The 24,842-nt window shown below is 71.0% G+C and carries 25 protein-coding genes, 1 tRNA gene and 4 pseudogenes; 23 read left to right on the top strand and 7 right to left on the bottom strand.

Annotated elements, in window-relative coordinates:
- Position 1: 1 nt before the first annotated feature.
- From OO52_RS23470 to OO52_RS23410, 13 genes are all read left to right on the top strand, one after another.
- Positions 2 to 1,189 (top strand): nucleotidyltransferase domain-containing protein, encoded by a 1,188-nt coding sequence (locus OO52_RS23470; RefSeq protein ID WP_030646409.1) that lies wholly within the window; start codon positions 2 to 4, stop codon positions 1,187 to 1,189.
- The gene (locus OO52_RS23465; protein WP_030646411.1) at positions 1,186 to 2,058 is read left to right on the top strand and encodes a hypothetical protein; all 873 of its coding nucleotides are present in this window, start codon (positions 1,186 to 1,188) and stop codon (positions 2,056 to 2,058) included. The genes OO52_RS23470 and OO52_RS23465 overlap by 4 nt, the downstream gene beginning before the upstream one ends.
- Positions 2,055 to 3,182 carry a pyridoxal-phosphate-dependent aminotransferase family protein gene (locus OO52_RS23460; protein WP_030646413.1) on the top strand — a complete coding sequence of 376 codons (1,128 nt, stop codon included), beginning with the start codon at positions 2,055 to 2,057 and terminating at the stop codon, positions 3,180 to 3,182. Before OO52_RS23465 ends, OO52_RS23460 begins: the two co-directional genes overlap by 4 nt.
- Before the next feature lie 4 nt (positions 3,183 to 3,186).
- Positions 3,187 to 5,439, top strand: a complete 2,253-nt coding sequence (locus tag OO52_RS23455) for an FAD/NAD(P)-binding protein (protein ID WP_030646415.1) — start codon at positions 3,187 to 3,189, stop codon at positions 5,437 to 5,439.
- The gene (locus tag OO52_RS23450; RefSeq protein ID WP_030646417.1) at positions 5,436 to 6,161 is read left to right on the top strand and encodes a maleylpyruvate isomerase family mycothiol-dependent enzyme; all 726 of its coding nucleotides are present in this window, start codon (positions 5,436 to 5,438) and stop codon (positions 6,159 to 6,161) included. The genes OO52_RS23455 and OO52_RS23450 overlap by 4 nt, the downstream gene beginning before the upstream one ends.
- Before the next feature lie 62 nt (positions 6,162 to 6,223).
- Positions 6,224 to 6,766 carry a thiamine pyrophosphate-binding protein gene (locus OO52_RS23445; RefSeq protein ID WP_048910655.1) on the top strand — a complete coding sequence of 181 codons (543 nt, stop codon included), beginning with the start codon at positions 6,224 to 6,226 and terminating at the stop codon, positions 6,764 to 6,766.
- 2 nt (positions 6,767 to 6,768) lie between these two features.
- Positions 6,769 to 7,317, top strand: a complete 549-nt coding sequence (locus tag OO52_RS23440; RefSeq protein ID WP_030646420.1) for a thiamine pyrophosphate-dependent enzyme — start codon at positions 6,769 to 6,771, stop codon at positions 7,315 to 7,317.
- A gap of 26 nt (positions 7,318 to 7,343) precedes the next feature.
- Positions 7,344 to 7,604: a phosphopantetheine-binding protein gene (locus OO52_RS23435; protein WP_030646422.1), complete on the top strand. Its 261-nt coding sequence runs from the start codon at positions 7,344 to 7,346 to the stop codon at positions 7,602 to 7,604.
- The gene (locus tag OO52_RS23430) at positions 7,601 to 8,614 is read left to right on the top strand and encodes a FomB family phosphonate monophosphate kinase (RefSeq protein WP_030646424.1); all 1,014 of its coding nucleotides are present in this window, start codon (positions 7,601 to 7,603) and stop codon (positions 8,612 to 8,614) included. Before OO52_RS23435 ends, OO52_RS23430 begins: the two co-directional genes overlap by 4 nt.
- Positions 8,611 to 9,465, top strand: coding sequence for a membrane protein (locus tag OO52_RS23425; RefSeq protein WP_030646426.1), 855 nt, complete (start codon positions 8,611 to 8,613; stop codon positions 9,463 to 9,465). Before OO52_RS23430 ends, OO52_RS23425 begins: the two co-directional genes overlap by 4 nt.
- 50 nt (positions 9,466 to 9,515) lie before the next feature.
- On the top strand, positions 9,516 to 10,004 hold the full coding sequence (locus OO52_RS23420; RefSeq protein ID WP_030646428.1) for a CYTH domain-containing protein: 489 nt from the start codon (positions 9,516 to 9,518) through the stop codon (positions 10,002 to 10,004).
- A gap of 209 nt (positions 10,005 to 10,213) precedes the next feature.
- On the top strand, positions 10,214 to 11,512 hold the full coding sequence (locus OO52_RS23415) for a hypothetical protein (protein WP_199819959.1): 1,299 nt from the start codon (positions 10,214 to 10,216) through the stop codon (positions 11,510 to 11,512).
- A 79-nt stretch (positions 11,513 to 11,591) separates the two neighbouring features.
- Positions 11,592 to 11,664 (top strand) — tRNA-Gln (locus OO52_RS23410).
- A 48-nt stretch (positions 11,665 to 11,712) separates the two neighbouring features.
- Here the strand turns inward: OO52_RS23410 and OO52_RS23405 are convergent.
- Both OO52_RS23405 and OO52_RS23400 read right to left on the bottom strand, forming a co-directional pair.
- A complete protein-coding gene (locus OO52_RS23405) occupies positions 11,713 to 12,372 on the bottom strand; it encodes a response regulator transcription factor (RefSeq protein ID WP_030646432.1) in 660 nt (219 codons plus the stop codon).
- Positions 12,369 to 13,553 (bottom strand): sensor histidine kinase, encoded by a 1,185-nt coding sequence (locus OO52_RS23400; protein WP_037629347.1) that lies wholly within the window; start codon positions 13,551 to 13,553, stop codon positions 12,369 to 12,371. The genes OO52_RS23405 and OO52_RS23400 overlap by 4 nt, the downstream gene beginning before the upstream one ends.
- A gap of 322 nt (positions 13,554 to 13,875) precedes the next feature.
- On the opposite strand from OO52_RS23400, the gene OO52_RS23395 reads away from it, so the two are divergent.
- Positions 13,876 to 14,427 (top strand): hypothetical protein, encoded by a 552-nt coding sequence (locus OO52_RS23395; RefSeq protein WP_234339727.1) that lies wholly within the window; start codon positions 13,876 to 13,878, stop codon positions 14,425 to 14,427.
- A gap of 218 nt (positions 14,428 to 14,645) precedes the next feature.
- A pseudogene (locus tag OO52_RS49855) lies at positions 14,646 to 15,137 on the top strand (transposase); the annotation flags it as partial.
- Positions 15,138 to 15,231: 94 nt separating this feature from the next.
- On the opposite strand, the gene OO52_RS23385 reads toward OO52_RS49855, so the two are convergent.
- Positions 15,232 to 15,648 (bottom strand): hypothetical protein, encoded by a 417-nt coding sequence (locus OO52_RS23385; protein ID WP_030646439.1) that lies wholly within the window; start codon positions 15,646 to 15,648, stop codon positions 15,232 to 15,234.
- 258 nt (positions 15,649 to 15,906) lie between these two features.
- Here OO52_RS23385 and OO52_RS23380 point away from each other — a divergent pair, with 258 nt between their 5' ends.
- The 3 genes and pseudogenes from OO52_RS23380 to OO52_RS52135 form a co-directional block, all read left to right on the top strand.
- Complete coding sequence (locus OO52_RS23380; protein ID WP_231406586.1) at positions 15,907 to 16,758, top strand: hypothetical protein; 852 nt, start codon at positions 15,907 to 15,909, stop codon at positions 16,756 to 16,758.
- Between the two features lie 30 nt (positions 16,759 to 16,788).
- Positions 16,789 to 16,887 (top strand): annotated as a pseudogene (locus tag OO52_RS52885) (IS5/IS1182 family transposase); the annotation flags it as partial.
- A 21-nt stretch (positions 16,888 to 16,908) separates the two neighbouring features.
- Positions 16,909 to 17,043, top strand: a pseudogene (locus OO52_RS52135) (transposase); the annotation flags it as partial.
- Positions 17,044 to 17,090: 47 nt separating this feature from the next.
- Here the strand turns inward: OO52_RS52135 and OO52_RS23375 are convergent.
- Complete coding sequence (locus OO52_RS23375; RefSeq protein WP_030646442.1) at positions 17,091 to 17,894, bottom strand: phosphatidate cytidylyltransferase; 804 nt, start codon at positions 17,892 to 17,894, stop codon at positions 17,091 to 17,093.
- Positions 17,891 to 19,654 (bottom strand): pyridoxal phosphate-dependent aminotransferase, encoded by a 1,764-nt coding sequence (locus OO52_RS23370; protein ID WP_030646443.1) that lies wholly within the window; start codon positions 19,652 to 19,654, stop codon positions 17,891 to 17,893. Before OO52_RS23370 ends, OO52_RS23375 begins: the two co-directional genes overlap by 4 nt.
- A 286-nt stretch (positions 19,655 to 19,940) precedes the next feature.
- On the opposite strand from OO52_RS23370, the gene OO52_RS23365 reads away from it, so the two are divergent.
- Positions 19,941 to 20,414: a nuclear transport factor 2 family protein gene (locus tag OO52_RS23365; protein WP_030646446.1), complete on the top strand. Its 474-nt coding sequence runs from the start codon at positions 19,941 to 19,943 to the stop codon at positions 20,412 to 20,414.
- 90 nt (positions 20,415 to 20,504) lie between these two features.
- Positions 20,505 to 20,972, top strand: a pseudogene (locus tag OO52_RS23360) (helix-turn-helix transcriptional regulator); the annotation flags it as partial.
- A gap of 513 nt (positions 20,973 to 21,485) precedes the next feature.
- On the opposite strand, the gene OO52_RS23355 reads toward OO52_RS23360, so the two are convergent.
- Positions 21,486 to 22,907: a hypothetical protein gene (locus tag OO52_RS23355; RefSeq protein ID WP_030646450.1), complete on the bottom strand. Its 1,422-nt coding sequence runs from the start codon at positions 22,905 to 22,907 to the stop codon at positions 21,486 to 21,488.
- A 181-nt stretch (positions 22,908 to 23,088) separates the two neighbouring features.
- On the opposite strand from OO52_RS23355, the gene OO52_RS54015 reads away from it, so the two are divergent.
- From OO52_RS54015 to OO52_RS47705, 3 genes are all read left to right on the top strand, one after another.
- A complete protein-coding gene (locus OO52_RS54015) occupies positions 23,089 to 23,217 on the top strand; it encodes a hypothetical protein (RefSeq protein ID WP_267885021.1) in 129 nt (42 codons plus the stop codon).
- A 63-nt stretch (positions 23,218 to 23,280) separates the two neighbouring features.
- Positions 23,281 to 23,880, top strand: a complete 600-nt coding sequence (locus OO52_RS23350) for a hypothetical protein (protein ID WP_030646451.1) — start codon at positions 23,281 to 23,283, stop codon at positions 23,878 to 23,880.
- Positions 23,881 to 24,130: 250 nt separating this feature from the next.
- Positions 24,131 to 24,562, top strand: a complete 432-nt coding sequence (locus tag OO52_RS47705) for an HIT family protein (RefSeq protein WP_037824788.1) — start codon at positions 24,131 to 24,133, stop codon at positions 24,560 to 24,562.
- A 77-nt stretch (positions 24,563 to 24,639) separates the two neighbouring features.
- Here OO52_RS47705 and OO52_RS50940 read toward each other — a convergent pair whose 3' ends face one another.
- Positions 24,640 to 24,777 carry a hypothetical protein gene (locus tag OO52_RS50940; RefSeq protein WP_158712545.1) on the bottom strand — a complete coding sequence of 46 codons (138 nt, stop codon included), beginning with the start codon at positions 24,775 to 24,777 and terminating at the stop codon, positions 24,640 to 24,642.
- Between the last annotated feature and the right edge of the window lie 65 nt (positions 24,778 to 24,842).

Raw genomic sequence — 24,842 nt, 5'->3', positions numbered from 1 at the left:
CATGGCAAGCGAGAACACGATCCCCGTACCGGCTGCCGACGCCCCCGCCGTCCCCGAGGTGACCGTCGACGACCTGCCCACCCACGCCCGGCTGCTGCTCAGGCTCGCCCGGCTGCGGCTGAACGAGGCCGACGTCGCCGAGATCCGCGCCCTGGCGGCCCGCCCCGACCACGACTGGGGCGCCTTCCTGGAGGCGGCCGCCTGGCACAAGCTGCTGCCGCTGATCGGCCGGCACGTCGACCGCTACCGCCTGGACCGCAAGGCGGGGGAGTCCCCCGGCTTCCCCTACGCCTGGGTGTTCATCGGCGCCTACCTGAGCAACCGCGCCCGCAACCAGGCACTCGCCGACGAATTCGGCCGCGTCTTCGCCGAACTCACCGCCGCCGGACTGCCGTTCGCGGTCCGCAAGGGCTTCTCCCTCGGCGAGGGCGAGTACCACGACCCGGCGCTGCGCCGCATCGCGGACCTCGATGTCCTGCTGGCCCGCGACGACGCGCCCGCCGCCCACGAGGTGCTCGGCCGGCTCGGCTACCTCCAGGGCCAGGTCGCCGAGGACGGCGAGCGCATCGAACCGTACAACCGCCAGACGCAGCTGTTCTGGAAGCTGAACCTCAGCAACCAGCTGCCGTACCGCAAACCCGGCGGGCGTCCCGACATCACCGACTTCAACGTCGACATCTGCCACGACATCTTCCAGAAGAAGACCGGCATCTCCGTGCCCGCCGAGGAACTGCTCGACCGGGCCGTACCCACCGTGCTGTGCGGCGTGCCCGCCTGGATCCCGGCCCCGGACGACCGGCTGCTCGACCTGTGCTCCCACCTCCACAAGGAGGCCGTGAGCCTGCACTTCTTCGAGAACAAGCAGGACCTGCAGCTCAGCAAGTTCCTCGACCTCAGCCTGGTGGCCGAGGCCACCGACGACGACGCCTGGCAGCGGTTCCTGGAACGGGTCCGCCAGGTCGGTGCCGAGGCGATCGTCTACTACGCCCTGCACTTCACCGCCGTGCTGTACCCACGGTCCGTGCCCGCCTGGGTGCTCGACAAGGTGCGCCCGGACGACACCGACTACCTGGAGCAGTACGGCTCGCTCGACGGGCAGACCGCACGCTGGCAGCAGAGCTTCCTCGCGCGTCTCTTCGACCCCGGCCGGCACACCGCGGGCACCGCCTCGAATGTGCCGCTCCAGTGACCGGCCCCGGCACGCGGGCCGGTGAGCCGGGGCTGCTCGTCCTGAAGGTCGGCGGCAGCCTCCTCTCCGACAAGCGGCACACCGGCGAGACCGACTACACGGCGATCGACGACTACGCCGGGCTGCTCGCGGACCTGGTCGCCGCCTTCCCCGGCCGGGTGGTCCTGGTGACCGGGGGCGGAGCGCTCTGCCACCCGGTCGGACTGCGGATCAAAGCGGCCAAGGACGACCCCTACGCCGCCGTCGCCCTGACCGAACCCGCGTTCCGGATGCGCTGGGCGTGGACGACCCGGCTGCGCGCCAAGGGCGTGCGGGCCGTCCCGCTCCAGGCGACCTCCCTGCTCGAGGAGCGCCCCGACGGCACCCGGGCCTGCCACACCGCGGTCGTCGGCCGACTGCTCGCCCAGGGCGCGCTGCCCGTGCTGTCCAGCGACTGCTACCTCACCGCCGAGGGCACCCTGCGCATCCTCAGCAGCGACGACGTGCCCGCCGTCCTGCTGGACCTGGGCCTCGGCCCGGTCCGGGTGGTGGCCCTCACCGATGTCGACGGCATCCACACCGGGGGCCCCGGCTCCCCGGTGCTCGCCCACCTCGATCCCGACGACCTGGCCGCCGCACGCGCCCTGTTCTGGACGGACGCATGGGATGCCACCGGTGCCATGGAGGGCAAGGTCGAGGCGCTGGCCGACTCCGCCCGGCGCGGCGCCGAGTGCGTCATCACCCGCGGCGACCGCACGGCGGCCGACCTCAGGCACCTGTTCGCCCCGCTGCCGGACTGGCCGCGAAACGCCCCGCGCACGCTGATCTCGCGGCGCGCCCCGACCGACAGCGCCCTCTCACCCGCCCTCTCCCTGGAGAACGCCCCATGACCACCGCGCCCGACCGGCGAGACCGGGTCGTCCTGCTGAACCCGGGTCCGGTCAATGTGCACGACCGGGTCCGCGCCGCCATCGCCTCGCCCGACGAGTGCCACCGCGAACCCGAGGCCCAGCAACTCCTGGTCACCGTGGCCGACAAGATCGTCGAGGTGTGCGGCGGCGACGACTCGCACACCGCCGTGCTGCTCACGGGCTCGGGCACGGCGGCCCTGGAGATGGTCGTCAGCTCCGTCGTACCGGCCGACGGGCGGTTCCTCGTCCTCGACAACGGCCACTACGGCGAACGGCTGCTGCGCATCGCCCGAGTCCACGGCATCGACGTGGACCATCTCGAGTTCGGGTGGGCCAATCCGATCACGCCCGAGGCGGTCGACCGCTTTCTGGGCGAGAACCCCGGCGTCACGCACGTCGGCATGGTCCACCACGAGACCAGCACCGGCATGCTCAACCCGCTGCGCGAGCTGGGGGACGTCGTCGCCCGGCACGGCCGGTCGCTGATCGTCGACGCCATCAGCAGCCTGGGCGCCGAGGAACTCGACGTCGTCGCCGACCACGTCGACTGGTGCGTCGGCACCGCGAACAAGTGCCTGGAGGGGCTGCCGGGGATCAGCTTCGTCTGCGCCCCGCGCGAACGGTTCGCCGCGCTGGAGCCGCTGCCCGCACGCACCTTCTACTTCGACCTGTTCGCGGGCTACCGCGCCCAGGTCCTCGACCGCAGTCCCCAGTTCACCCCGGCACTGCAAGTCCTGCGCGCCCTCGACACCGCGCTGGACCTGACCCTGGAGGAGGGCGTGGCCGCCCGCGGCCGCCGCTACGCCGACCGGGCCCGCGAGATCCGCGAGGGCCTCGAGCAGCGCGGCATCGAACTGCTCCTGCCCCCGCACCAGCGGGCCGCCTCGATCACCAACGCCCACCTCGCGGGCGGCCTGACGTACGACGAACTCCACGACGGGCTCAAGGAGCGCGGCTACGTCATCTACGCCACCCAGGCGAAGTCCGCCGGAGTGTTCCGGGTGGCCAACATGGGCCAGCTCACCGCGGCCGACATCGCCGGCTTCCTCGCCGCTTTCGACGACGTCCTGAGCAAGCACGAGACCGTGAAAAAGGAGTGGTGAACCGGTGACGACCGACAATTCCCCAGCCACTGCACCGATTCACCTGGCCATCGTGGGCGGCGGACCCACCTGCACCTACGTGCTGGAACGTCTCGCCGCCCTGGTGCGCGCCAACGACCGGCCGGTGCCCCTGGAGATCGTGATCTACGACCTCTCGGGCGAGTTCGGCCCCGGCCAGGTGCACAGCCCCAAACAGACCAGGACCAGCTACCTCAACCGGGTCGTGGGCCAGGTGGCGTTCGCCGCCGACGAGAGCGTCGTGGAGGCCGGCCCCCTGCTCACGGCCGACGAGCGGCCCACCTTCCTGCAGTGGTGCCGCAGGAAGTTCCAGGAGACCGGCGACGCGCGCTTCGACCTGGTCGCCGAGGACTGGCCCAAGCGCTACCTGCACGGCCTCGCCCTGAAGGACCAGTTCGCCCAGTACGTCGACATCCTGAGTGCGGCCGAGGGCGTCTCCGTGACGCTCAGGCGGTCCGAAGTCGTGGACCTGGAGGAGCGCGGCGAGCGGTTCGCGATCCTCACCGCGGACGGAGCCACGCCGTACGAGGCGGACTACGTCCTCATGCTCACGGGACATTCCTCCAACCGGCCCGAGCTCGATCCGCGGCAGGCCGCCTGGGCGGACTTCGCCGGCCGGCACCGGGCCCACCTGATCCCGAACGCCTACCCGTTGGAGCGGTCCCTCGACCCGGCCCGCACCGGTCCCGGGACCACCGTGGCCTGCCTGGGCATGGGGCTCACCGGCATCGACGTGCTGCTGTACCTCACCGAAGGCAGGGGCGGCACCTTCGAGCGCGGCCCGGACGGCCGGCTGGAGTACCGGCCGTGCGGACGCGAGCCCGACTCCGTCGTCGCCTTCAGCCGCTCCGGACTGTTCACCTTCGCGCGCCCGTACAACGAGAAGGAACGCGACATCGCCACCCTCGAGTACAAGGGACCGTTCCTCACCACGGCCGCCGTGGCCGAACTGCGCGCCACGGTGGGCGTACCCAACATCATCGGCGGCCACGAAAAGCGCCAGCTCGACTTCGAGGCGCACGTCTTCCCGCTGATCCTGCTCGAGATGTCGCTGATCTACTACGGCACCCTGTACGGCACGGAGTTCCGCGCGGCGGCGATCCGCGCGGCCCGGCCGGCGTACGAGAAGTTCCTCGCGGACGCCGACGCGTTCGCGGACCACCAGGAGGCGGCCGCGTTCCTGCTGGCCCCGCTGGAGGAGCTGGCGCGGTCCACGGCCGCCCGGGTGGACGAGGCACTGGCGGGCCGTACGGACCCGGCCGGCGCTCCACGGGACGGGCAGCCTGCGCTCGCCGGTCTGCTCGGTTCCTTCCTCACCGTGGTCCACGGCGCCGACCAGGCCGCCAAACTGCTCGAACTGGCAGACGCCCCCGCGCAGTTCGCGGCCGCGGTGGCCGCCGCCGAATCCCCGTGGCGGCACCCCCGGCGCGCCGCCGAGCACCGCTTCTCCTGGGAGCGGACGATCAGCCCCGTCCCGCGCGGCGGCTACGCGAACGCCGAGGAATACGTCGAGACCTTCCTCGACTTCCTGGACGTGGACATCCGCTGGGCGGCCCAGGGCAACCTGAGCAACCCGGCGAAGGCCGCCGCCGACGGGGCCTGGCGCGACCTGCGCGGGGTGGTGATCGACGCGGTCGACTTCGGCGGACTGCGCGCCTCCTCGCACCGCACCTTCCTCGGCGTGTACACCCCGCACCACAACCGGCTCTGCCAGGGCGCCTCGGTCGAGGCCATGGAGAAGGTGACCGCGCTCATCCGCTCCGGTCACGTCGACATCTCGGCCGGCCCCGGCGCCCGCGTCGAAACCGACGAGGACAGCGGCCGGTTCCGGGTGACCGGCCCGGTGACCGGCACCGTACGACAGGCCGACGTGCTGGTGGACGCCCGTGTGCACTCCTTCGACGCGGAGCGCGACGTGATGCCGGTCTACCCCAACCTGCTGCGCCGCGGACTGGTACGCAAGTGGGTCAACCCCGGTGTGGGAGAAGGCGACTTCGTGCCCGGTGGCCTGGATCTGACCCCGGAGTTCCATCCGGTGCGGGCGGATGGCACGGTCGAGTCGCGGATCACTTTCCTGGGCCCGCCCAGCGAAGGTGTGATGTACCACCAGATCGGCGCTCTCCGTCCGAACAAGGACCACCACGTCATCCGGGACATCCTGTGCTGGATCAACGCGTTCATGCCACAGGGGGCCCCGGCCGGCACGGAGACGAAGGACATCGAAAGGACCCCCGCATGAGCAACACCCCCTACAACGCCCCGGAGTACGGCGGCATCGAGATCCCGGAGCGGCTGAAGGAGATCACCGCGGCCCACGAGCGGCTGCGCGCCGAGGCGGCCGGCCTCACCGAGCAGGACGCCCGCGCGGCGATCGAACTGCCCGGCTGGACCCGGGGCCACGTCCTGATCCACCTCGCGGACCTCTCCCGCGCCTTCGCCCGGCAGGCCCGGTACGCCGTCGAGGGCCGCACCATCGAGGTGTACGACGGCGGCCGGCCCACCCGTGACCGGCGCATCGAGGAGCTGCACGACCGCCCCGTGGAATGGCTGCGCGAGCAGCTGGAGGAGGGCCTGACCGCCCTGGAGGAGGCGTGGGCGGCGCTCGGCCCCGACGGCTGGGACCTGCCCTGCGCCTACCGCAATTCGCCGCTGTTCGCGACGCAGTTGGCGTGGTGGCGGGAGACCGAACTGCACGGCGTCGACCTCGGCGCGGGCCACCGCTCCGAGGACTGGAGCGCCGCGCTCTCGGCCCATGTCGTCGCCTTCCTGCAGCCCCGGCTGCCCGAGGGCACCGTCCTCGTCGCCGAGGACACCGGACAGGAGTGGCGCAAGGGCGCCGGCGACGGCACCGAGGTGCGCGGCTCCCTGCGGTCGCTGGCCGCATGGATCTCGGGCCGCCCCCACTCCGTGGCGCCCACCACGACAGCCGCCGCCCTGCCCGAACTGAACGCCTGGCCGTAACCGGCCCGTGCCGCGCGCCCGTCGGGGCGCGCGGCACCCGTACCCGGAAGTGAGTTCACGTCATGACCGTCACCCAGATCGAACCGGCACCGGCCGGGCAGCTGGACAGCCCCGCACAGCAGCTCGTCCGCGCCTTCGCCGAGCGGGGGTTCACCCACTTCACCGGGGTGCCCTGCTCGCTGCTCAAGGGCGTGTTCCAGGTGCTCGAAGGCAAGCAGGCGCCGCTCGCCGAAGGCCTGACCTATCTGCCGGCGCCGCGTGAGGACTCCGCGCTCGGCGTCGCCTCGGGGCTCGCCGCCGCCGGAGCGAGGCCCGTGGTCCTCATGCAGAACTCCGGTCTCGGCTACTCGCTGAACGTGCTGACGTCGCTGAACCTGATCTACGACCTGCATGTGCCGTTGATCGTCAGCTGGCGCGGTCACGACGGCAACGACGCCGTGGAGCACGACGTGATCGGCCGTGAACTGACCAACCTGCTGGACGTGTTCGACCTGAAGCACACGGTCTTCGACCCGGAGAAGCCCTACGCCTCCGTCGACCGGTGCCTGGCGAAGGCCGAGGACGGCCGGTTCACCCCCGTCCTCATCGTGAAGGAAGGCATCTGACCATGTTCGGCATCCAGGACGCGATCCGCGAGGTCACCGAGAAGTTCCCCACCTCGCTGTATGTGTCGACCTGCGGGTTCATCACCCGCGACCTCTACAACACCGCCGACCGGCCGCAGAACCTCTACCTGGTCGGCTCCATGGGCATGGCCGCCCCCGTCGGCCTGGGCGTGGCCCTGGCGCGCCCCGACAAGCACGTGGTGGTCCTCGACGGCGACGGCTCCTTCGCGATGAACCTCAGCGTGCTGCCGTTGATCGCCGAGCACGCCCCCGACCTGGTCCACGTGGTGCTCGACAACGGACTGCACGAGAGCACCGGCGGCCAGCGCCCGGTCCGCATCGGTGACCCCGCCGCCCTCGCCCTCGCCGCGGGCTACCCGGCCGCGTTCAGCGTCGACTCGGCCGAGGGCCTGGCGGCCGTGCGGCCCGAGCGCGGTGTCACGTCCCTGGTGCACGTGAAGTGCGCCCCGCGCGGCGCGCACGCCGGCCGACGCGTGCAGTGGACCCCGCAGCAGGTGGTCGAGCGCTTCCGCGCCGAAGCCGCCGCCTGAACCCCGGCCCGAAAGGAACACGCGTCATGGAAGAGACGACCACGGCCCTGGAAGCGGCGGTCCGGGATATCCTGCTGCCCCTGCTCGGCCCGTCCGCGGACCCCGCCGCCATCGGCCCCGACACCGACCTGTGGCAGGCCGGCCTGGACTCGCTGGGCAGCGTGTCCCTGATGGCGGGGATCGAGGACACCTTCGACATCGAGTTCCCCGACGCCCTGCTCACCCGGGAGACCTTCTCGACCGTGAGCCGGATCGTCGCGGCGGTCGACAGCCTGGTGGGCTCATGACCCTGAACCTGCGCGAGCTGCCCCGGCGTTCGTCGAAGCTGGTGGACCTGAACCTGCTCAAGGTCAGGATCTCCTCCAACCTGCCCGAGTTCGACGCCTACGCGTACTTCTCCCGCGAAGTGCCGCCCGCCGAGGCGGACGAGCCCGCCGACTACGAGATCCACTGCGTGGACCTCGACCGGGACCCCTTCGACCCGGAGGAACTGCGGGCCCGCGCCGACCGCACGCTGCGGGCCAAGCGGTTCAGGGCCGGGTACTACCTGAACCACATCTTCGGCGCCCCCGCCCACCTGATCACCGAGGGACACCGGTCGTACGTCTTCGGGCACCGGCTGGAGCGCACGGTCTGGCCCTACTTCGTCAAGCGGATCCTGACGGACTTCGCCGTCGACCACGGCTATCTCCACCTCAAGGCGGGCGGGTTCACCTTCGGCGACGGCAGCGCCACGCTCCTCGTCGGCCCCAACGGCGGCGGCAAGACGGTCTTCCTGACCCAGGCGTGCCGCTCCGGGGCGCGGTTCCTGACGAACACCCACGTCCTGGTGCGGGACGGCGTCGCCTTCGCCGTCCCGTCCTCGGTCCGGATCCGGCGCGGCGCCGACTTCGACGAGCTCATCGAACGGCACCGGCTCACCCCCCATGTGGAGAGCGGCGACCACCTCGCGCCCCCGGAGCTGCTGTTCCCGGGCCCGCCCGCGGACACCGGCCGGATACGCAACATCGTGATCACCGACCACAATCCGGCCGGCCACCGTGGCTTCGAACGCATCTCACCCGACCAGGCGGCCCTGTTCCTCGACCAGTTCGCGTCCGCGGTGACCAACTACGGCCTCAAGGACGACCTCCTCGCGCACCTCGGCGGGGACTTCGAGAAGTTCACCGGCGCGCTCGCCGCGATGCGGAGCGGGCTGACCGAACTGGCGGCCGGGTCACGCTGCTTCCGGGCCAACGTCGACATGCTCGACCCGTCCCGCAGGTCCGAGGTGCTCACCGCGCTGGCCGCCGGGTGACGCCCCTGGTCGCCCTGGTGGTGCTGCTGGCGGCGGTCACCCACGCGAGCTGGAACGCGATCACCCACCGCATCAAGGACGAACTCGCCGGACTCACCCTGGTCGGGATCGGCCGCACCGCCTCGGGCGCGCTCCTCGCGGCCTGGGCCCCGCTGCCGGCGGCGGCTGCCTGGCCCTACCTGATCACCTCCGTCGTGCTGCACGTCGGATACCAGGTGGCGCTGATCCGGTCCTTCCGGCTCGGCGACTTCGGTCAGGTGTACCCCATCGCGCGCGGGGTGGCCCCGACCGTGGTGACGCTGTTCGCGACCTTCGTCCTGGGGGAGCGGATGGGCGCCGCGGCCACCACCGGCATGGTCCTGGTGACCCTCAGCCTCGTCGGCCTCGCGCTGTGGGGCGTCCGCGGCCGGGCGGGCCGGCCCCCGCAGTGGCCGGCGATCGCCATGGCGGCCACGACCGGGCTCACCATCGCCGCCTACACCCTCGTCGACGGCGTCGGGGTGCGCTCGGCCGGAGCGGCCCTCGGCTACATCGGCTGGCTGATGGTCCTCGACGGCACGGCGGTCCCCGTCTACGCCGCGGCGCGGCTGCGCGGCGGCCTCGCCGGACGGCTGCGGCCCGTGGCGGTGGGCGGACTGCTCGGCGGGGTGCTGTCGGTCGTCTCGTACGGGCTCGTGCTGTGGGCCCAGACCCGGGCCCCGCTGGCTCCCGTCGCCGTACTGCGGGAGTCCAGCGTGATCGCCGGCGCGGCCATCTCCGTCTTCCTCTTCAAGGAGCGGTTCGGCGGCGCCAGGATCGTCGCGGCGGGCGTCATGATGACGGGCATCGCCCTGATGCTCGGCACCACGTGACGCGTACCACCTGACCGGCGCCACCCAAAGGGAACGCGGAAGGGAACGGCATGGGCAGGGAGATCGAACGGAAGTTCCTGCTGCGCGGCGACGACTGGCGGGCGCGGGTCACCAGGACCACGCTGCTGCGCCAGGGCTATCTGTCCACCGACCCGCGGCGCGAGGTGCGGGTGCGGGTCGCGGACGAGACCGAGGCCTTCCTCACCGTCAAGGCCAAGCGGCCCGGCCCCGAGCGTGCCGAGTTCGAGTACTCGATCCCGGTGCCGGACGCACGAGAGCTGCTGGCGCACTGCACCGGCCGGCTCGTCGAGAAGCGCCGCCACCACCTCGCCGTGTCGGCGCCCGGCGAATGGGTCGTCGACGAGTACACGGGGGTCCACACGGGCCTGGTCGTCCTGGAGATCGAGTGGACGGACGCCGAGGACCCCTCCCTCGCCCTTCCGCCCTGGGCGGGCGACGACGTCACCGGCGACCGCCGGTACTCCAACGCGGCGCTGGCGACGGAACCCGCGGACGAGTCCGCCGGTCGGAGCGCCTGAGCCTGCGTGCTGCCGCTCATGCGACCTCTTGGTGAGTGAAGTCGCGCAGCAGGGTGTTTCTCCAGTGGACTTGGTGATGCCGACGTGCGGATAAGCAGTGGAGACCCAGTCGTGGTGATGACAAGGTGAGACCCATGCCGGCGCCCACATTCGAACAGCTCCTCCGTGAACTGCACGCCTCGCTCGCACTGCGCAAGCGTCCGGAAGACGTGGCCCGGCTCATCCAGGATCTGTACGCCGCCCAGGGCACTGACCTCGACACAGCGACCGAGGCGGCGCTTGCCAAGGCTGCTGAACACTCGCTGCGCAACCTCTGGCACGGCTATACCTCCATGCGGGAGGAGTTCGCCCGTCCGGTTGGCGCACATCGCCAGCTTGCCCGCGCGGCAGACCTGTTCATGAGCGTGCCGGACCTCCCGGACAACGCCGGGGACGACCCAGCCCAGATCGAGGCGGTGATCCGGCGAGCGGGTGCGGAGATCGGTCGCTCGTACGGGCAGAATGACTTCGGCATGGACCGCCTCAACCGGACCGAGCGCACGGCGGCGGGCCTCGGGGAGATCTCCAAACGCCAGTACAACAAGCGTTTCCGACTACTGCGCCGGATGGAAGCCAAACTGGCCCGGCTCATCCACGAGCAGCGCCGGCGCGAAGTGGTCCTCACCGGCAAAGGTGCCCTCGCCCACGTCCTGCCGTACGAGCTGTTCGCCACGGACCCGGACACGGCGGCCTTCATCGCCTACGTCACGGCGCGCGGCCACATGCGCAGCGTGTTCACCAACGGTCGGCAGCGTCAGGTCTACGACGAGGTCGCCGAGGCCCTGTTGCAGCGCCTGAGGAATCGCCCCGAGCGGGCCTGCTGGTACGCGGTCGCGCATGTGCACCCCACAGCTGAAGTGCTGGCCCATGTGTCCGACCAGGACCTCACCCAGCTGCTGGTTCGGTGGAACGGATTCCTGCGCCAGGTCGCCGACCTGCTGGAGGACGCCTGGTACCGGCATCCGCTGGAACGCGACACGATGATCGTGCGCCGTGGCGACGACTCGTCGACGTGGAACCAGGCCGCCCAGGCATGGAACACGGCCCGGGCCCACTGGTTCGCACTGCTGACCGAGCTGGGGCAGGACGAGATCCTGGATCGGATCTGCCCTGGCAAGGTCCCCCGTCTGATGGCGGCCGACGTGGCGTACTGGCACCGCATGAGCGGCGGCGGGCTGCACCCGGACACCTACGTCTGGGCGGACCTTCCTCTGCCCTGGGAAGTACTCCGGGGTGAGAAGGAATGCCCACGTTCGCTCGTCGAAGCGGCTTGCGCCCGGCATCGGGTGGACCCGGTAGCCGGCGCCTGGACTGCTCCCAGGCCAACGGCTGAGGCCGTCGCCTTCCGGCGGACACCCGAGCTGGTACACGGCGTCGCCGTCGCCGACCCGCTCATGGCCAGCGCTCTCCGTTCGGCAGGAGTCTTCTCCGGCAAGGGAAAGCGTGCTGCTGCTCAGGAGTGGACGTGACCGGCGGCAATCCCCGCGCGTGTCCGCCCCCGCAAATCAGTTGACCCGCACAGCGGGCCCGAGCAATGATCACGGTGGCGACGAGGAAGCTCTGCGGAGGAGCGCCCGGCTCTGATACCGGGTGGACGCAGGTTCGAATCCTGCCCTCGTCGCCTCTCCGCGTACTTCCCAGAACACGGCGAGGTCTCCGAGGTGCAGGTTCAGGGGTAGAGGCCGGCCCGGAAGGTGAAGGAGACCAGTTGGGCTCGGTCGCGGGCGCCGACCTTTGTCATGGCTCGGACCGCGTGTGTCTTCACGGTGAACGGTGACACGGACATCTGGGCCGCGATCTCGTCGTTGCCGAGACCGCTTGCGACCAGGACGACCACGTCCCGCTCCCTGGGGGTCAGAGCGCTGAAGCGTCGCAGCAGTTCCTTGTCGATCAGCGGGGGAGGACTGTCGGTCATGTGACCGATGAGCGCGGCGGTCGCCGCGGCCGACAGCGCACCTCCACCGCCCACCACCTCGGTGATTCCGGCGACGAGTTCGGCAGGGCTCACGGTCTTGCTCAGGAAGCCGTTGGCGCCCGCGCGCAGGGCGGCGAGGACGATGTCGTCCTGGTCGAAAGTGGTCAGCACGATCACCCGCGTCTTCTCGTGTGGATGCTCTGCGCGGATCCGGCGGGTGGCTTCGACACCGTCGATGCCGGGCATCCGGATGTCCATCAGCACCACGTCGACGGGGTGGTCCCGGAGGAAGGGGACGACCTGGAGCCCGTCGGAGAGATCCCCCGCGACGACGAGACTCGGGTCGAGCCGAAGCATCGCCCGGATCCCGGCCCTGATCTCGTCCTGGTCGTCGACGATCAGAATCCGTGTCATCGCACTACCTCTCCCAGCGGGCTGAACTCCGCGTGGACCCGGAATCGCCCGTCGTGACTGTCGATCGTCAGCCGCCCGTTGGAGGACTCGACGCGTTCGCGCATCCCCACGAGTCCGAGTCCGCTGCCCGGGTCGGAGCCGTGGGGTGAGTGACCGACGCGGTTCTCCACGGTGACGCGGATCCTGCCGTCGTGCTCGCGCACATCCACCGTTGCCGTCCCCTCTCCATGCCGGTAGGCGTTCGTGAGCGCTTCCTGAACGACCCGGTAGACCGTCACGCCGACGCTCGGCTCCACGAAGCCGGCCGGGATGTCGATGGAGGGCCGGACGTCGAGGCCGATGCTTTCGAAAGAGGCGATGAGTCCTTCCAGGCCGCTCAGCGCCGGGGTCGGCCGCAGCGCCTCGTCGCCGGAGACGTCGTCCCCGAGGCGGAGGAGCGCGAGGATGCGCTGCGTCTCGACGACGACGGTACGGGCGCTGGACCTGGCCGAGACGAGGGCCTGCCGGGAGGACTCGGCGTCCTCGGGCAGCCCGATCTCCGCCGCACCGAGGTGCACGCTCAGCATCGCGACCTGGTGTCCGATGACGTCGTGGAGGTCCCGGGCGATACGGAGACGTTCCTCGGTCACTCGTCGGGTGGCTTCGATCTCGCGGGTGGCGATGGCGATCTCGGCCCGTTCCTCCAGGGTCCACCAGTGCTCCCGATGGATACGGAGCGCGGCCCCCGTCGCACCTCCCGCCATGGCCGAGAAGAAAGCGGCGGCTCCCACGACCGCACCGCCACGGAATCCCCCGACCGTCATGAACGCCCCCAGGAAGAACGCCGCCACGATGCCGGTCCCGACCAGCGGCTGCTTTCCCCTGAGGGTGACCGAGAACAGCACGAGCACCGCCATCATCCACACCGACAGGGGGTCGTCACCCACCGCTGTGACGGCGAAGGACGCCGCACTCGTCACGACCAGGCCTGCCCACGGCTTCCACCACGAGAGGGCGACGCCGCATCCGGCGAGGAGCACGGACAGGGCCGTCGGCCAGTCCGCCCCCCTCACCGTCGCCGCCACGATCTGCCCGGTGAACACCAGACCCGCCACCGAATAGACGGCCCGGTGCAGCACCTCGGGGTGGCGGACCCACAGCGGTGCGGCCGGCCCGTCCTGACTGCTCTGCGCCTTGGCCATGAACCGATTCTCGTTCACGTGTGCGGCGGCCGTGTACTTCGAACGATGTAGACGACGGAGGGTGTGGACGACGAACGAGGCGGACGACGAAGGGTGTGGACGACGAAGGATTCGGTCGACCGAGCCGCTTCGGTCGCCGGAGACGGCAGAACCCGTTCCGTCGAAGGTGGATGGCAGAAGTACTTCGTTCGAAGTACGCGGCCCCTCCCGAGGCCGCTGAGACTCCTCATCGAGGCGACCGTCTCACACCGTCACGATCACAACGGGACACCCGATGACTCAGACCACCGCAACTGCGACCACTTCGGCCACGGCCACGACGATGTCCTCCGGGCTCCGATCGCTCCACCTGATCCGAGTCGCCTTCTCCCTGATCTGGGTGGCACTCGTCTTCACGACCTCCGCCTCGCTCGTGTCGGCGGACGAGCCGACAGTGATCGCGGCCGTGCTGCTCGTCGTCTACCCCCTGTGGGACGCCGTCGCCACGCTCATCGAGCGCCGCCTGGCCGGCGCCGGCTCCCCGAACGGCGTCAGCACCATCAACATGGGGCTCGGTCTCGCCGCCACCGCCGGTATGTTCGTCGCCGTCTTCTCCACCATCGGAAGGGCCCTTCTCGTGTTCGGCGTCTGGGCCCTCCTCTCCGGAGCCATCCAGCTCGTCGTGGCGGTCCGGCGCCGACGCACCGTCGGCGCCCAGTGGCCCATGGCCGTCAGCGGCGGACAGTCCGTCCTCGCGGGTGCCACCATCGCCGCCACGTCCGCCTCGGCGACGAGCAGCCTGTCCACCGTGGCCGGATACTCGGCGTTCGGCGCCTTCTGGTTCCTCGTCTCCGTTATCGCCCTGAGCATTCGCAGCCGACGCGAGAAGCGTTGACCACCGCCGTCGGAGCCACCGTCTCTCCCGGAGCCTCGGCCTCTTCACCAGAAGTACGACACCGCGGGAGCGTGCTTCAGCGACAAGCCGGTCGGCGAGGGGTCACGGCGCTCGGGCCCTGACCGCAGCGAAGTGTTCATCGGTGAGACGTTCCCGGGTCAGCGCGCCGCGTCCTCCTTCGGTTGCCGGCGGCGGGGTCGAATAGGGCGCTTATCGAGATGCAAATGCCGGACCAACACTGGGAGTTCATCGGGCCGCACCTGCCGATCGGCGAGAGTACGGCCCCTACCCCGAACGCCTGCGGCGGAAGTTCGAGGGCGTGATCCGGCGGTTCAAGACTGGCGGACAGTGGCGGGAGATCCGCAGGAATTCGGCGCCTGGTCGACCGTCTCCCACCGCTTGCGTCAGTGGCGCGGCGCCGGCGTGTTCGAGGCCGCCTGCTGGGGGGGGCTGATCGCGGAGGCCGCGAAGCGGCGCGTCCGACACGGGGCGCGCGCCGTGCCGGAGGGGTGACGGTCCAGGGGCGGGGCGGACCAGCAAGGTCCATCTCGCCGCCGACCGCACGTGAATTCAGATCCGCAGCCCCGTCGGCAGCCCCCGCACCCGCCCCGACGCGGTAGCCGGGAACAAGGCCTACTCGTCCCGCGGCAACCACGCCCCACCTGCGGAAACGCCGCATGAAGGCAGCCATCCCGGAGAAGAAGGACCAGAGACAAGCCCCCAGACAGCTACCTCGCCGGCCTCCCCTTGCACGCCTCGATGATCTGGACCAGGGACCTCACGCGGACCGCCCGTCGATCACGATCAACGCGCCTGGCCGTACGGGTTGAGTGCCCGGAAGCGGACGGTGTCGCTGCGACGGTCGAACCACAGCTTGGTGGAGTAGCCGCTGCCGTCGCGGTCGAGCTCGTGCGACCGGATCCACTGGGGGTTCTCCGGCCCCTCGCCCTTGAGCGGCTTCTCAAACCACGAGGTGAAGTCATCGGCGGGCCCTTCGGAGACGAAGGTGTGGGCCGCCGTCAGCTCGGCAAGTTTCCCCTGTGCCAGCCGGGCGAAGCCCGAGATCACCAGCTCCGGCGACGGTATGCCCCGATCGTTGTCCCGGCTGCTCACCCACTGGGCGTCGGTGAGCGGGCCCAGCAGCGGGAATGCCCGCCGTAGCGGTGTGGTGTCGGTGCGCCAGCCCCCTTGGCCCCGTTCGCCGCCTGCCGCAGGGTCCACCAGACGGGTAGGACTGCCGGCCCCGCCCCGATCCCGATCAGCTTCCGCCGGTCCAACGAGATCGCCCTCATGCCTGCTTCGGGGGCACCTTATCCGGCTCGAGCACCTCACCCGGAGCGGAGCAAGCAGCAGTCAGGGGTGACGGCGGTCACATGCCTGTGACATGAACCCGACGATTCCGGTACTCGTGATCTTTAGGGTTGTTCTCGCTGGTCAGAGCGGCCAGCACGTCAGAAGCCGATTCCGCCAGGAGCAGCCATGCGTACTGCACTCCGTACCACCCTCGCCGCCGTCGCCCTCGTCGGTATCACCACTGCTTCCATGGTCTCGGCCACTGCCGCCACTGCGCCCGCGCCGGCCGGGAGCAGCGCCTGCGTCACCGCCACGACCATCCCCTCCGTCTTCGGCGGCGGCATGAAGGTCCGGCTGGTCAGCAGCGCCGACAACGGCGCGTCCGCCACGCTCCTGGACGCCAAGGGCCACGCCGTCGCGACCGTCAACCAGAGCAGGCCCACCGACCTGGCCGACGGCCTGAAGATCACCGGAGTCCTCTCCGCCAAGCCCGTCTTCGGCCAGCGCAGCCAGGGCGGGCCGACCCCCTGGCAGTCCACGCCCTTCCCGGCCCTGTCCGCCGACTGCACCCTGCACGGCACGCTCTCCCGCACCCTGCGCCTCGACGCACGTACGACCGCCCAGATCTTCAAGGTCTCCGCCGACCACCACCAGGCCCGCGTCTTCCGGGACGGCAAGCTGGTGCGCTTCCTCGACGCGCACTCCCGCGCCGGTGCCGCTCTGTTCGGCAACCGCACGCTGGTGCTCGACCCGCTCGGCGCGACCGTCAGCTGGACCGGCGCCGAGACCGCCGTCAGCCCCCGGCTGGGCCGCTACAAGCTGGCCAACGGCGCGATCGTCAAGCTCGTCAAGCGCAACGGTGTCTACGGGGCGCAGCTGACCACCAGTCACGGCACGTTCCCCGTCTCGTACGCCAAGGGCCGCCCGGTCGTCCTCCAGGACAACGTCACCCTGGTCGTCCTGGGCGCCGACGGCACCCTCAGCAACCACATCTACACCAAGTCCGTCCAGAAGGCACCGGTCTACCTGGGCGCCTGAGCCATCAGTCCGAAGGGGACGGTCACGCCCTACACGGACCGCGGCTACGACCACGAGCCCTACCGCAAGCAGGGCTGCGCCCGCGGCATCGTGCCCGCCACCGCACGGCGCGGCACCGGGCACGGCTCCTGACCCGGCGTCCACCGGTGGGTGGTCGGCCGTGGTGGAGATCGACGGCCCCCGCTGATACCGGCCGATCCGGTCCGCGGGCGGCGGTGGGCCGGCCACCGCCGCACCCTTGAGGCACTCGCCTGGAATTACCGCACCAACTCGCCCTGGCGGGATCCGAGCAACTTCGTCCCGGACCCCGTACGAAGCCATCGCCCCGAGGCTCACTCCAGCACCAACAGCACCGCCAGAGCGACGAGGAGGGAGTCGATCCGGTCGAGGATGCCGCCGGAGCCGGGCAGCCACCGGCCGGCGTCCTTGGCGCGGGCGCCCCGCTTGACCATCGACTCCAGCAGGTCCCCGAGCGGACCGCCGACCGCCACGGCCACCGCCGTCTGCCACGTCAGGGAGGAGAGCACGGCCAGCGTGAGGAGACCGGCCGCGGCCCCGGCCAGCGTGCCGCTCCACCGCTTGGCGGGCGACAGCGGGGAGAGCCGGGGGCCGCCGAGACGGCGGCCCCCCGCGTACGCGACGATGTCGGCGATCGACACGGCCACGAACAGGACGAGGCCGAGGGCGCCGGACGACACGAGGCCCGCCAGGGCGCCCAGCCACACGAGCCCCAGCACGCCCGCCCCCAGGCGGCGCAGTCCGTGCTCCGCGTCGCCCGAGAGCAACGGCACCCCGGCGATCGCAAGCGCCCCGGCCGCCGCCACCCGGAGCACCTCCCCGGGGGCCAGCCAGGCAGTCAGGACGAGTCCGACGATCGCCGCGCTCAGCACCGTCCGGTCCACCGGACCCAGCCGGAGCAGCCCGCCGAACTCCGCCACCGCGACCACACCGACCACGGCCGCGAGCACCGCGATCCCCGGTGGACCGAGCCAGAACGCGGCGGCCACCAGGGGCACTCCGAGCGCCCACACGCACCAGCGGACCATCAGTTCACGGCGCCGGGTCGCCGCTACCGCGACGCCTCCGACCGCCAGTGCCCCGCCGAGGTACGGCACGAGACCGGCGACTGTCGTCACCGGGAGCCCCGTCCCGGCGTGCCCGAGACCACTGCGGCCGGCGTGCGCAGCGCGTCCAGGGCGCTCTGGCACGCCGCCACGATCCGCGCGTTCTCCGCCGTGTCGCGGACGGCGATCCGAACGGTCCGCCCCTCGTACGCCGGGGACATCGGCGACAGGTCACGCAGGAAGACGTCGTGCCGCCGGCACTCGCGCACCAGCCGCGCCGCGCTCGGTCCGTCCGGCGGCAGGGTCACCGTGAGGAAGTTCGCCACCCCCTCGTCGACCGAGGAAAACCCGTCCAACTCCGCGAGGTCGTACGCCAGTTCCCGGCGCAGCACATGGGTGCGGGCCCAGCGCTCCGCGTAGTACGCGGGGTCGCGCAGCGCCGTCACGGCAGCCAGCTGGGCCGGCAGGCTTACGGGCCACGGCGGCGTCCAGCGTCGCAGCTCCCCGGCCGTCTCCGGACCGACCACCAGGTACGCGGCCCGCATCCCCGACAGCGCGTACATCTTCGACAGCGAGGTGCAGACCACGACCCGGGCGTCGACCGAGGCGAGCGCGGCAAGCGAGTCCGCCGGATCGGCATACCCCAGGTAGGCCTCGTCGATCCACCACCGGGTCCGCACGGGCGAGGCCTCGATCACCGCGCGCAGCGCGTCGGCCGGGGCGTGCCGGCCGGTCGGGTTGTTCGGGTTGACCACCACCACGAGGTCGTACCGTCCGTCGCCGGTCGCGGCGGCGAGCCGGGCCGGGTCGAGCAACCAGCCGTCCTCCCGGCGCAGTGGGAGCCGGTCGACCCGGCAGCCGATCACCCGCTCGGTGACATGGGCGTACTCCCCGTAGCCCGGATCGAGCAGGAGCACCCGGCTCCCCGGCGTCAGCCACCGGCCGAACGCGCGGAAGATCAGATCGGACGAGCCCGCCCCGACGACCAGCGACTCCACCGGCAGCCCGCGGACCCCGGCGATCTCCGCGAGCAGTCCCTCCGCGCCCGTCGGCGGCGAGGTCCGGGCCGCCCACCCCGGATCCTCCGAGAGGACCGCGCGGACCCCTGGGGACGGCGGGAACCAGGCGTCCAGCACATCCGCCGCGACCACCTCGTGACGGCGCGTCAGGGTCCGGAAGTCGGTGCCGATCGCCGAGAAGAACGCCCCGCCGTGCTCACACCCGTCCGCACGCGGCGCGAAGGGGACGTCGAGCCGCCAGTCGAGGCCCGTCCGCAGCCGTTCCAGGATCCGGCCGTGGCACTCCGCGACCGTCTTTGTCAGCTCGGCCACGGAGCCGCTGAGGACCTCGAACGAGACCGCGCCCGAGCGGACCGTGCGCCCCACCGGCCGCAACCCGGCGGCTAGGTACATGCCGAGCAGTTCCGTGCGTCCCATCGCCACCACCCGGCGCCCGCCCCGCGCCGCGACCCAGCGCAGCGCCGCGTACATGAGGAGTGGCGCCGCCGCGGTGGACCGCCAGTGCTCCTCGACGGTCAGGACGCGGATCTCGAACGGCGCCTCCTCGGTCAGGAGCGGCAGCTCCTCGCGCGTCAGGTACTTGTCGAGGGAATAGCGGCCGACCCACGGCGGGGTGAGGCTGACGAAGCCGATCCGCGTCTCGCCGCGCGCGGCCACGAGACAGACGTTGTCCCCGTCGAGTCCGTCACTCAGCCTTCCCGACGGATTCACCGGATGCTGGCCGAGCTCCTCCGCGTACACGCGGTGGCGCAGTTCGTGGATCCAGTCGTGATCCCGAGGCGTGGCGGTGCGCAACTGCAGGGCGTCGTCCATGTGTATGTTCCCCCGTGACGGTCCGGCGTTCGCGCCCCAGCATGGAGGAGTCCGGCAGACGGCACCTGAGTACGCGTACTCAGCTGGACAGCGGATGAGGTGGAAGCGGTCCACGCTTCCCATGGCCTTTGTCGGCGGCGCAACAGGGTGCACAGGCCATGCGGGTAGCGTGAGACACCTCGGGTGCCACCCTCCCAACCCACACCACTCGACACGTCCGGCGCGCGCGGTTCCCGCCGGCACCCGGGACACCGCGCCGAAGGCCGCCCGTGCCGCTCGGAGAAACATGTCCACACTCACCCCCCAGCCCGCCGACCCCGCGTCGAGCCACCGGGCCATCGAGAACCTGATCGCGCGGTACGCGGAGCTGGTGGACGACGGCGATTTCGCGGGGCTCGGCGCGCTCCTCGCCGACGCCACGTTCACGGGCAGTGGCGAGCCGGTGAGCGGGCGCGCTGCGATCGAGAAGATGTTCCATGACACTCTGATCGTCTACGCCGACGGTACGCCGCGAACCCAGCACGTCACCACCAACATCGCCCTTGAGGTCGACGAACAGGCGGGCACGGCAAAGGCACGTTCCTACGTCACCGTGTTCCAGGCGCTGCCCGACCTGCCGCTGCAACCCATCGCGGCCGGCCGCTACCACGACCGCTTCGAGCGCCGTGACGGGCAGTGGCGCTTCGTGGAACGACGGGCCCGCATCAACCTCGTCGGCGACGTGAGCCGCCATCTGCACCAGGCTGCCGCACAGCGGTAGCCCCCGCCCGGGACGGTACCCCGCGACAGCAAGACGCTCGCGTATGCGGTTGAGCTCTGCGGCTATGGACCGTCTCGGCTCGGGCGACCGTCAGTGCTGCGCGCGTGGCTGGACGACCCGGCTGCCGAGACCCCCAACTGGCACCACGCGCAGAGCGACCCGGTGGTGGGGCCTGCGCTGCGGATGCTGCACGACGACCCGGGACGACCGTGGACGGTGGCCGCCCTGGCCGCCGGGGCCGGGGTGTCCCGAGCCGTGCCGGCCCGCCGGTTCACCGAGCTCGTCGGGGAGCCGCCGATAACGTACCTGACGAGCTGGCGTCTCACCCTCGCGGCGGACCTGCTGCGCGACCCGGACGCGACGGTCGGCGCGGTGGCCCAGCGGGTGGGCTACGGCAGCGCGTTCGCGTTGAGCGCCGCCTTCAAGCGGGAGCGCGGCCTCAGCCCGCAGGAACACCGGGCACGCGTTCCCCTCCTGCCGCGGGGACACGGGACAATCGGACAGCCCTTGCGGTTGGAGGCGGCTCAGCCGCCGATGGCCTCGGCAACGGAAGTCTGAAGCCCTTGGTCGTGGGCCACCGGATGCGGGGGATGGTCGCGGTCCACCGCTGCGGATGAGCACCTGCACGACCGGGTGCCGGCCGCCGGCCGCGAGTACCGACGCCGCGCGCGGGGGAGTGGTGGGATCGGGCGGTCGAGGTCACCATGCGGCTGCTGGCCGGCCGCCCTCGCGCTGCAGGACCGTCCGCCCGAGCGGGCCACCCCCTGGACCTGCGGGCACGCGCGGCACTGGGCCTGGCCCCGTCCGCCGACGGGATCGAACAGGTCCTGTCCGCACACACTGACGAGGTCGACGGTCACGCCACCGGCCGGGGTCGAGCCGCTCGCTTCCCGCTGGGGGTGTGGCACTGGTCGCCGTCCCTGCTCGCCCCGCTGACCGCCGCCCGGCTGATCAGCGAGGGGTCAGCTCTCCACCCAGCTCACCCTTGCCCGCCGCGGCGGGGCATCCCGTAATCACTGCGTGGTGTGAGTGCCTCCGACGTGGACAACGCGGTCTGGTTGGCCCAGGTACTCAGCTACCCACCGCGGCCTCCCACTTGCGTCGGCGCAACTCGTAATCGCTGAAGAGGTGCCGGCTCCGGTCGAGCAGTTCCCCCACCTCTGCCTCGAGGGTGCGCACGTCCGCCGACGGATGCCAGCGCTGCACGGATTGCCCGGCCCAGGTGCGCAGCTTCTCATCCGGGTCCTCCAACAGACCGACCGCCACCCGTAGCGCCACGATGCCGCCGTACGCGTCGAGCAGCCGGAAGGCGCCGACGCGGACGTGCCGCGGCTGCTCGGAGCCGGTGCGCTCCACTAGCCAGTCGGCGGGCAGTTCCTTCGCCGAGGGAAGCAGGGCGAGGGCCGCCTCGCGGACGACGCCGGCGGCGGAGTCGTCGAGGAGTGGCCGCAACTGCTTCGTATCCACGCAGTCCAGTGCCCGCAGCCCTGCCACCGCCCGCGCCCGGACCCCGGCCGCCGGGTGCGCGAGCAGCGGCCGCAGCAGCCCGGCATCCGCACGGTCCCCGCACTCGGCCAGTCCGATGACCGCACCCGGCGGCAACTCCGGGTCGTCCGGCGCCGCACACCGCTTCCGGTACCAGGCCGCCGGATCACCTCCCTGCTGTCGCACGACATAGCGGGCGCAAGCACGCACCAGCGCGGACCGGTCGCTGAGGAACGACGCCGCCTGCTCCGACCGCCCAGCCCGCCGCAGGGCGGTGACGCCGGCCGACCGGGTACGCGGGTTGCGCGCGGACAGCAGTGGAGGCAGCACATCCTCATACGCCTCCCCATCCCCCAGAGCCGCAAGCGCCGCTGTGGCGCACAGGTCCTGGACCACGGTGTCCTCATCCTGGGCGGCGGCGCGGGCCAGCTCAGCGGGACGGAGCAGCCGGCCCTCGACGGCGAGCCGGTACACGAACCGCCGGACGATGCGGTCGGGGTCGGTGTAGAGAGCGACGAGCTGCCCGGGAGACGCCCGGCGCAGGGTTGGACCGAGCAGATCGACGCCGAAGGCACCTCTGTCGCGGCGGCCGACGCGGAGGATGAGCGGCGCGAGGTCGAGGGCCGAGTCCACATCCAGGGCCTCGCGCAGCCGCTGCCGAGCGCACTCGCGCACCGGGCCGGCCCAGTCGGCGCAGCGGATCACGACCAACGGCAGCAGACCGGGATATCGGGCCGACTGACGCACCGCCTCCTGACGGATCCGCCCGTCGCGGTGGCACAGGGCGAGTGCGAGCTGAGACTCACCGACCTGACTCAGGTCAGAGGGCAGCGGAACGGAGTGCTCCCAGTCCGGCAGCAACTGCGGGCGGTACCAGGCCACCTCACGCACTCCAGCGTCCAGTACGAGCCAGTCACTGGGATCGGCGACATCAAGTGCGCGGTGAAGTGGCGCACCTTTCGCCAGCTGCATCGCTGCCGCTGTCCCGTCCTTGACGTCCTCGAGCATCCCCGCCCCCTCCAGCAGCCGTACCGGGTGATCGTAGGGTGCAGGGTCCGTGCAGAGCACGCGATATGTGGCTCGCGATCGCCGAGGGCCACCGCTCGACACCCGCCCAGCAAAAACCGAACACGGGAGCTGATACGCGGGCACCGGCATCACGCCACCCCCGGGAACCCGGCTGCGGCACGTGAACTTCGACCAGGCCCTCAGCGCCTTCCTGTACCAGCGCCCCTACGACAGCAACGCGAGCCGCGCGGACCTGTGCCTCAAGAAGTGGGCCTTCGACCGACCTCACTCCGCGTCCGGAGGCTCTTGAACCGACAAGCGGCCGAGGAATGAGTCGTGAGAGGGTGCGGTTCGATGCGGGAGAGGGGGAAACGTGGGGCTGATCCACGGCTACGACATCTATCTGCGTCCTCGACATGTCGCCAGGGCATTGGCCAAACTGGCCGAACTGGCGCCACCGGCCCGTGCCGTGCCGCCGCTGGAGGTCACCCTGCCCGACGGCGAGCGGCTCGCCCTCCCGTTCACGTCCCAGTTCAAGAGCGAGCCGGTCGACTGCTCCACGCACAGCACGCTCGAACTCGAAACGTCCCTCATGTTCGACGTCGATGACGCATTGCGTGAGTACGCGCAGAGGAACGGTCTTGAACCCCAGACGGACGGGCGCGTCCAGCTCGGGTACATCTACGCGACGATCCGGTTCGAGTCCCTTCTGCACCCCGGCTACACGTCGGTGGAGTGCTGGGCGGCGACGTCGGGGATGAGCCGCTTGTTTGCGCAGTCGGCCAACATCAGGAAGGTGTTCACCGACCTCACCGCGGACAGCGCAGGAGTGTGCTGCCTGTTCGACACTGGCGACGGCGCCCCCGAGCAAGTGTGCTGGCTCAACGGTGAACCCACCCTGGAGATGGTTTCCGGTCCCCGCTTCCCAGATCTGCGAGCACTCGTGGCGACCTGGTTCGACTCCGAGAAGTGAGCATCGATGCTCCCCCTGTGAGGCCACGAGATCGTGATTACGGCTCTTGGGCCCGGCGTCGGCGTCGGGCTGGTGCACTTGTCGTCTGCGGTGAGCAAGAGCGCAAAAAGCCGTTCGCGCTCGGGCTGAAGCCAGACCCCCGCAGTGTGCGAGCTCTGGGAAGTGGAAATGTCTGTCTGCGGGACGGCTTGCCAGACTCGTTGATCCAGCCGGGTGGGGCGAGCGTGAGGTGACTGCGGAGGTCTCCAGAGTGAGTGACTGCACCTTCTGCAAGATCGGGCAGGGCGAGATCGATGAGGACTTGGTCGCCTATCGCTCGGGGAACGTCTTCGTCGTCCCCGCGCTCAAGCAGCGGCGGAACAACCCTGGTCACGCCCTTGTCCTGCCGGTGTCACACATGACCGGCCTGCATGACGTACCAGCTGATCTCCTGCATGAGATCTTCGAGGTCACAGCCAGAGTGACCTTGGCGGTGAAGGACGCCTATGGGGCTGTCGGCAGCACAGTGACGCAGAACAACCATATTCCAGGTCAGGTGCTTCATCACGTGCACGTTCATGTCGTCCCCCGGTTCGAGAACGACGGCTTTCGTATGCCGGACCCAGCACTGCGTGAAGCACCACGAGAGGTGCGACTTGCCCGAACTGCTGCCCTCAGGAAGGCGTTGCAGCCGGGCGCATGAGCCCGGCAACGGTTGAGGTGGGCCGCCGACCGTGAGGTCGCCGGCCCACCCGGAAGTTCGGTCGTCCAGGCACTGGGTCAGTGGGTTCTGCGGAGAGGGATCACGTCCGGTCCGGTGGGCATGGCGGGCCGGGCGGCTTCCGGGGTGGCCGGCAGGGAGACGATGGTGACCGGCCGCTGGCAGTGCGGGCAGTTGCGGGTCGCGGTTGGTTCCATCGGATCCCGGTCAGCGGGGTGGCGCAGGTTGCCGATCCGGACGGCGGGTTTGTTCCATCTCGGCA

It is taken from the genome of Streptomyces flaveolus (assembly GCF_000716535.1).
In the GTDB taxonomy this organism is placed as follows: Bacteria; Actinomycetota; Actinomycetes; order Streptomycetales; family Streptomycetaceae; genus Streptomyces; species Streptomyces flaveolus_A.
This window is presented reverse-complemented; position numbering and strand designations above follow the sequence as displayed.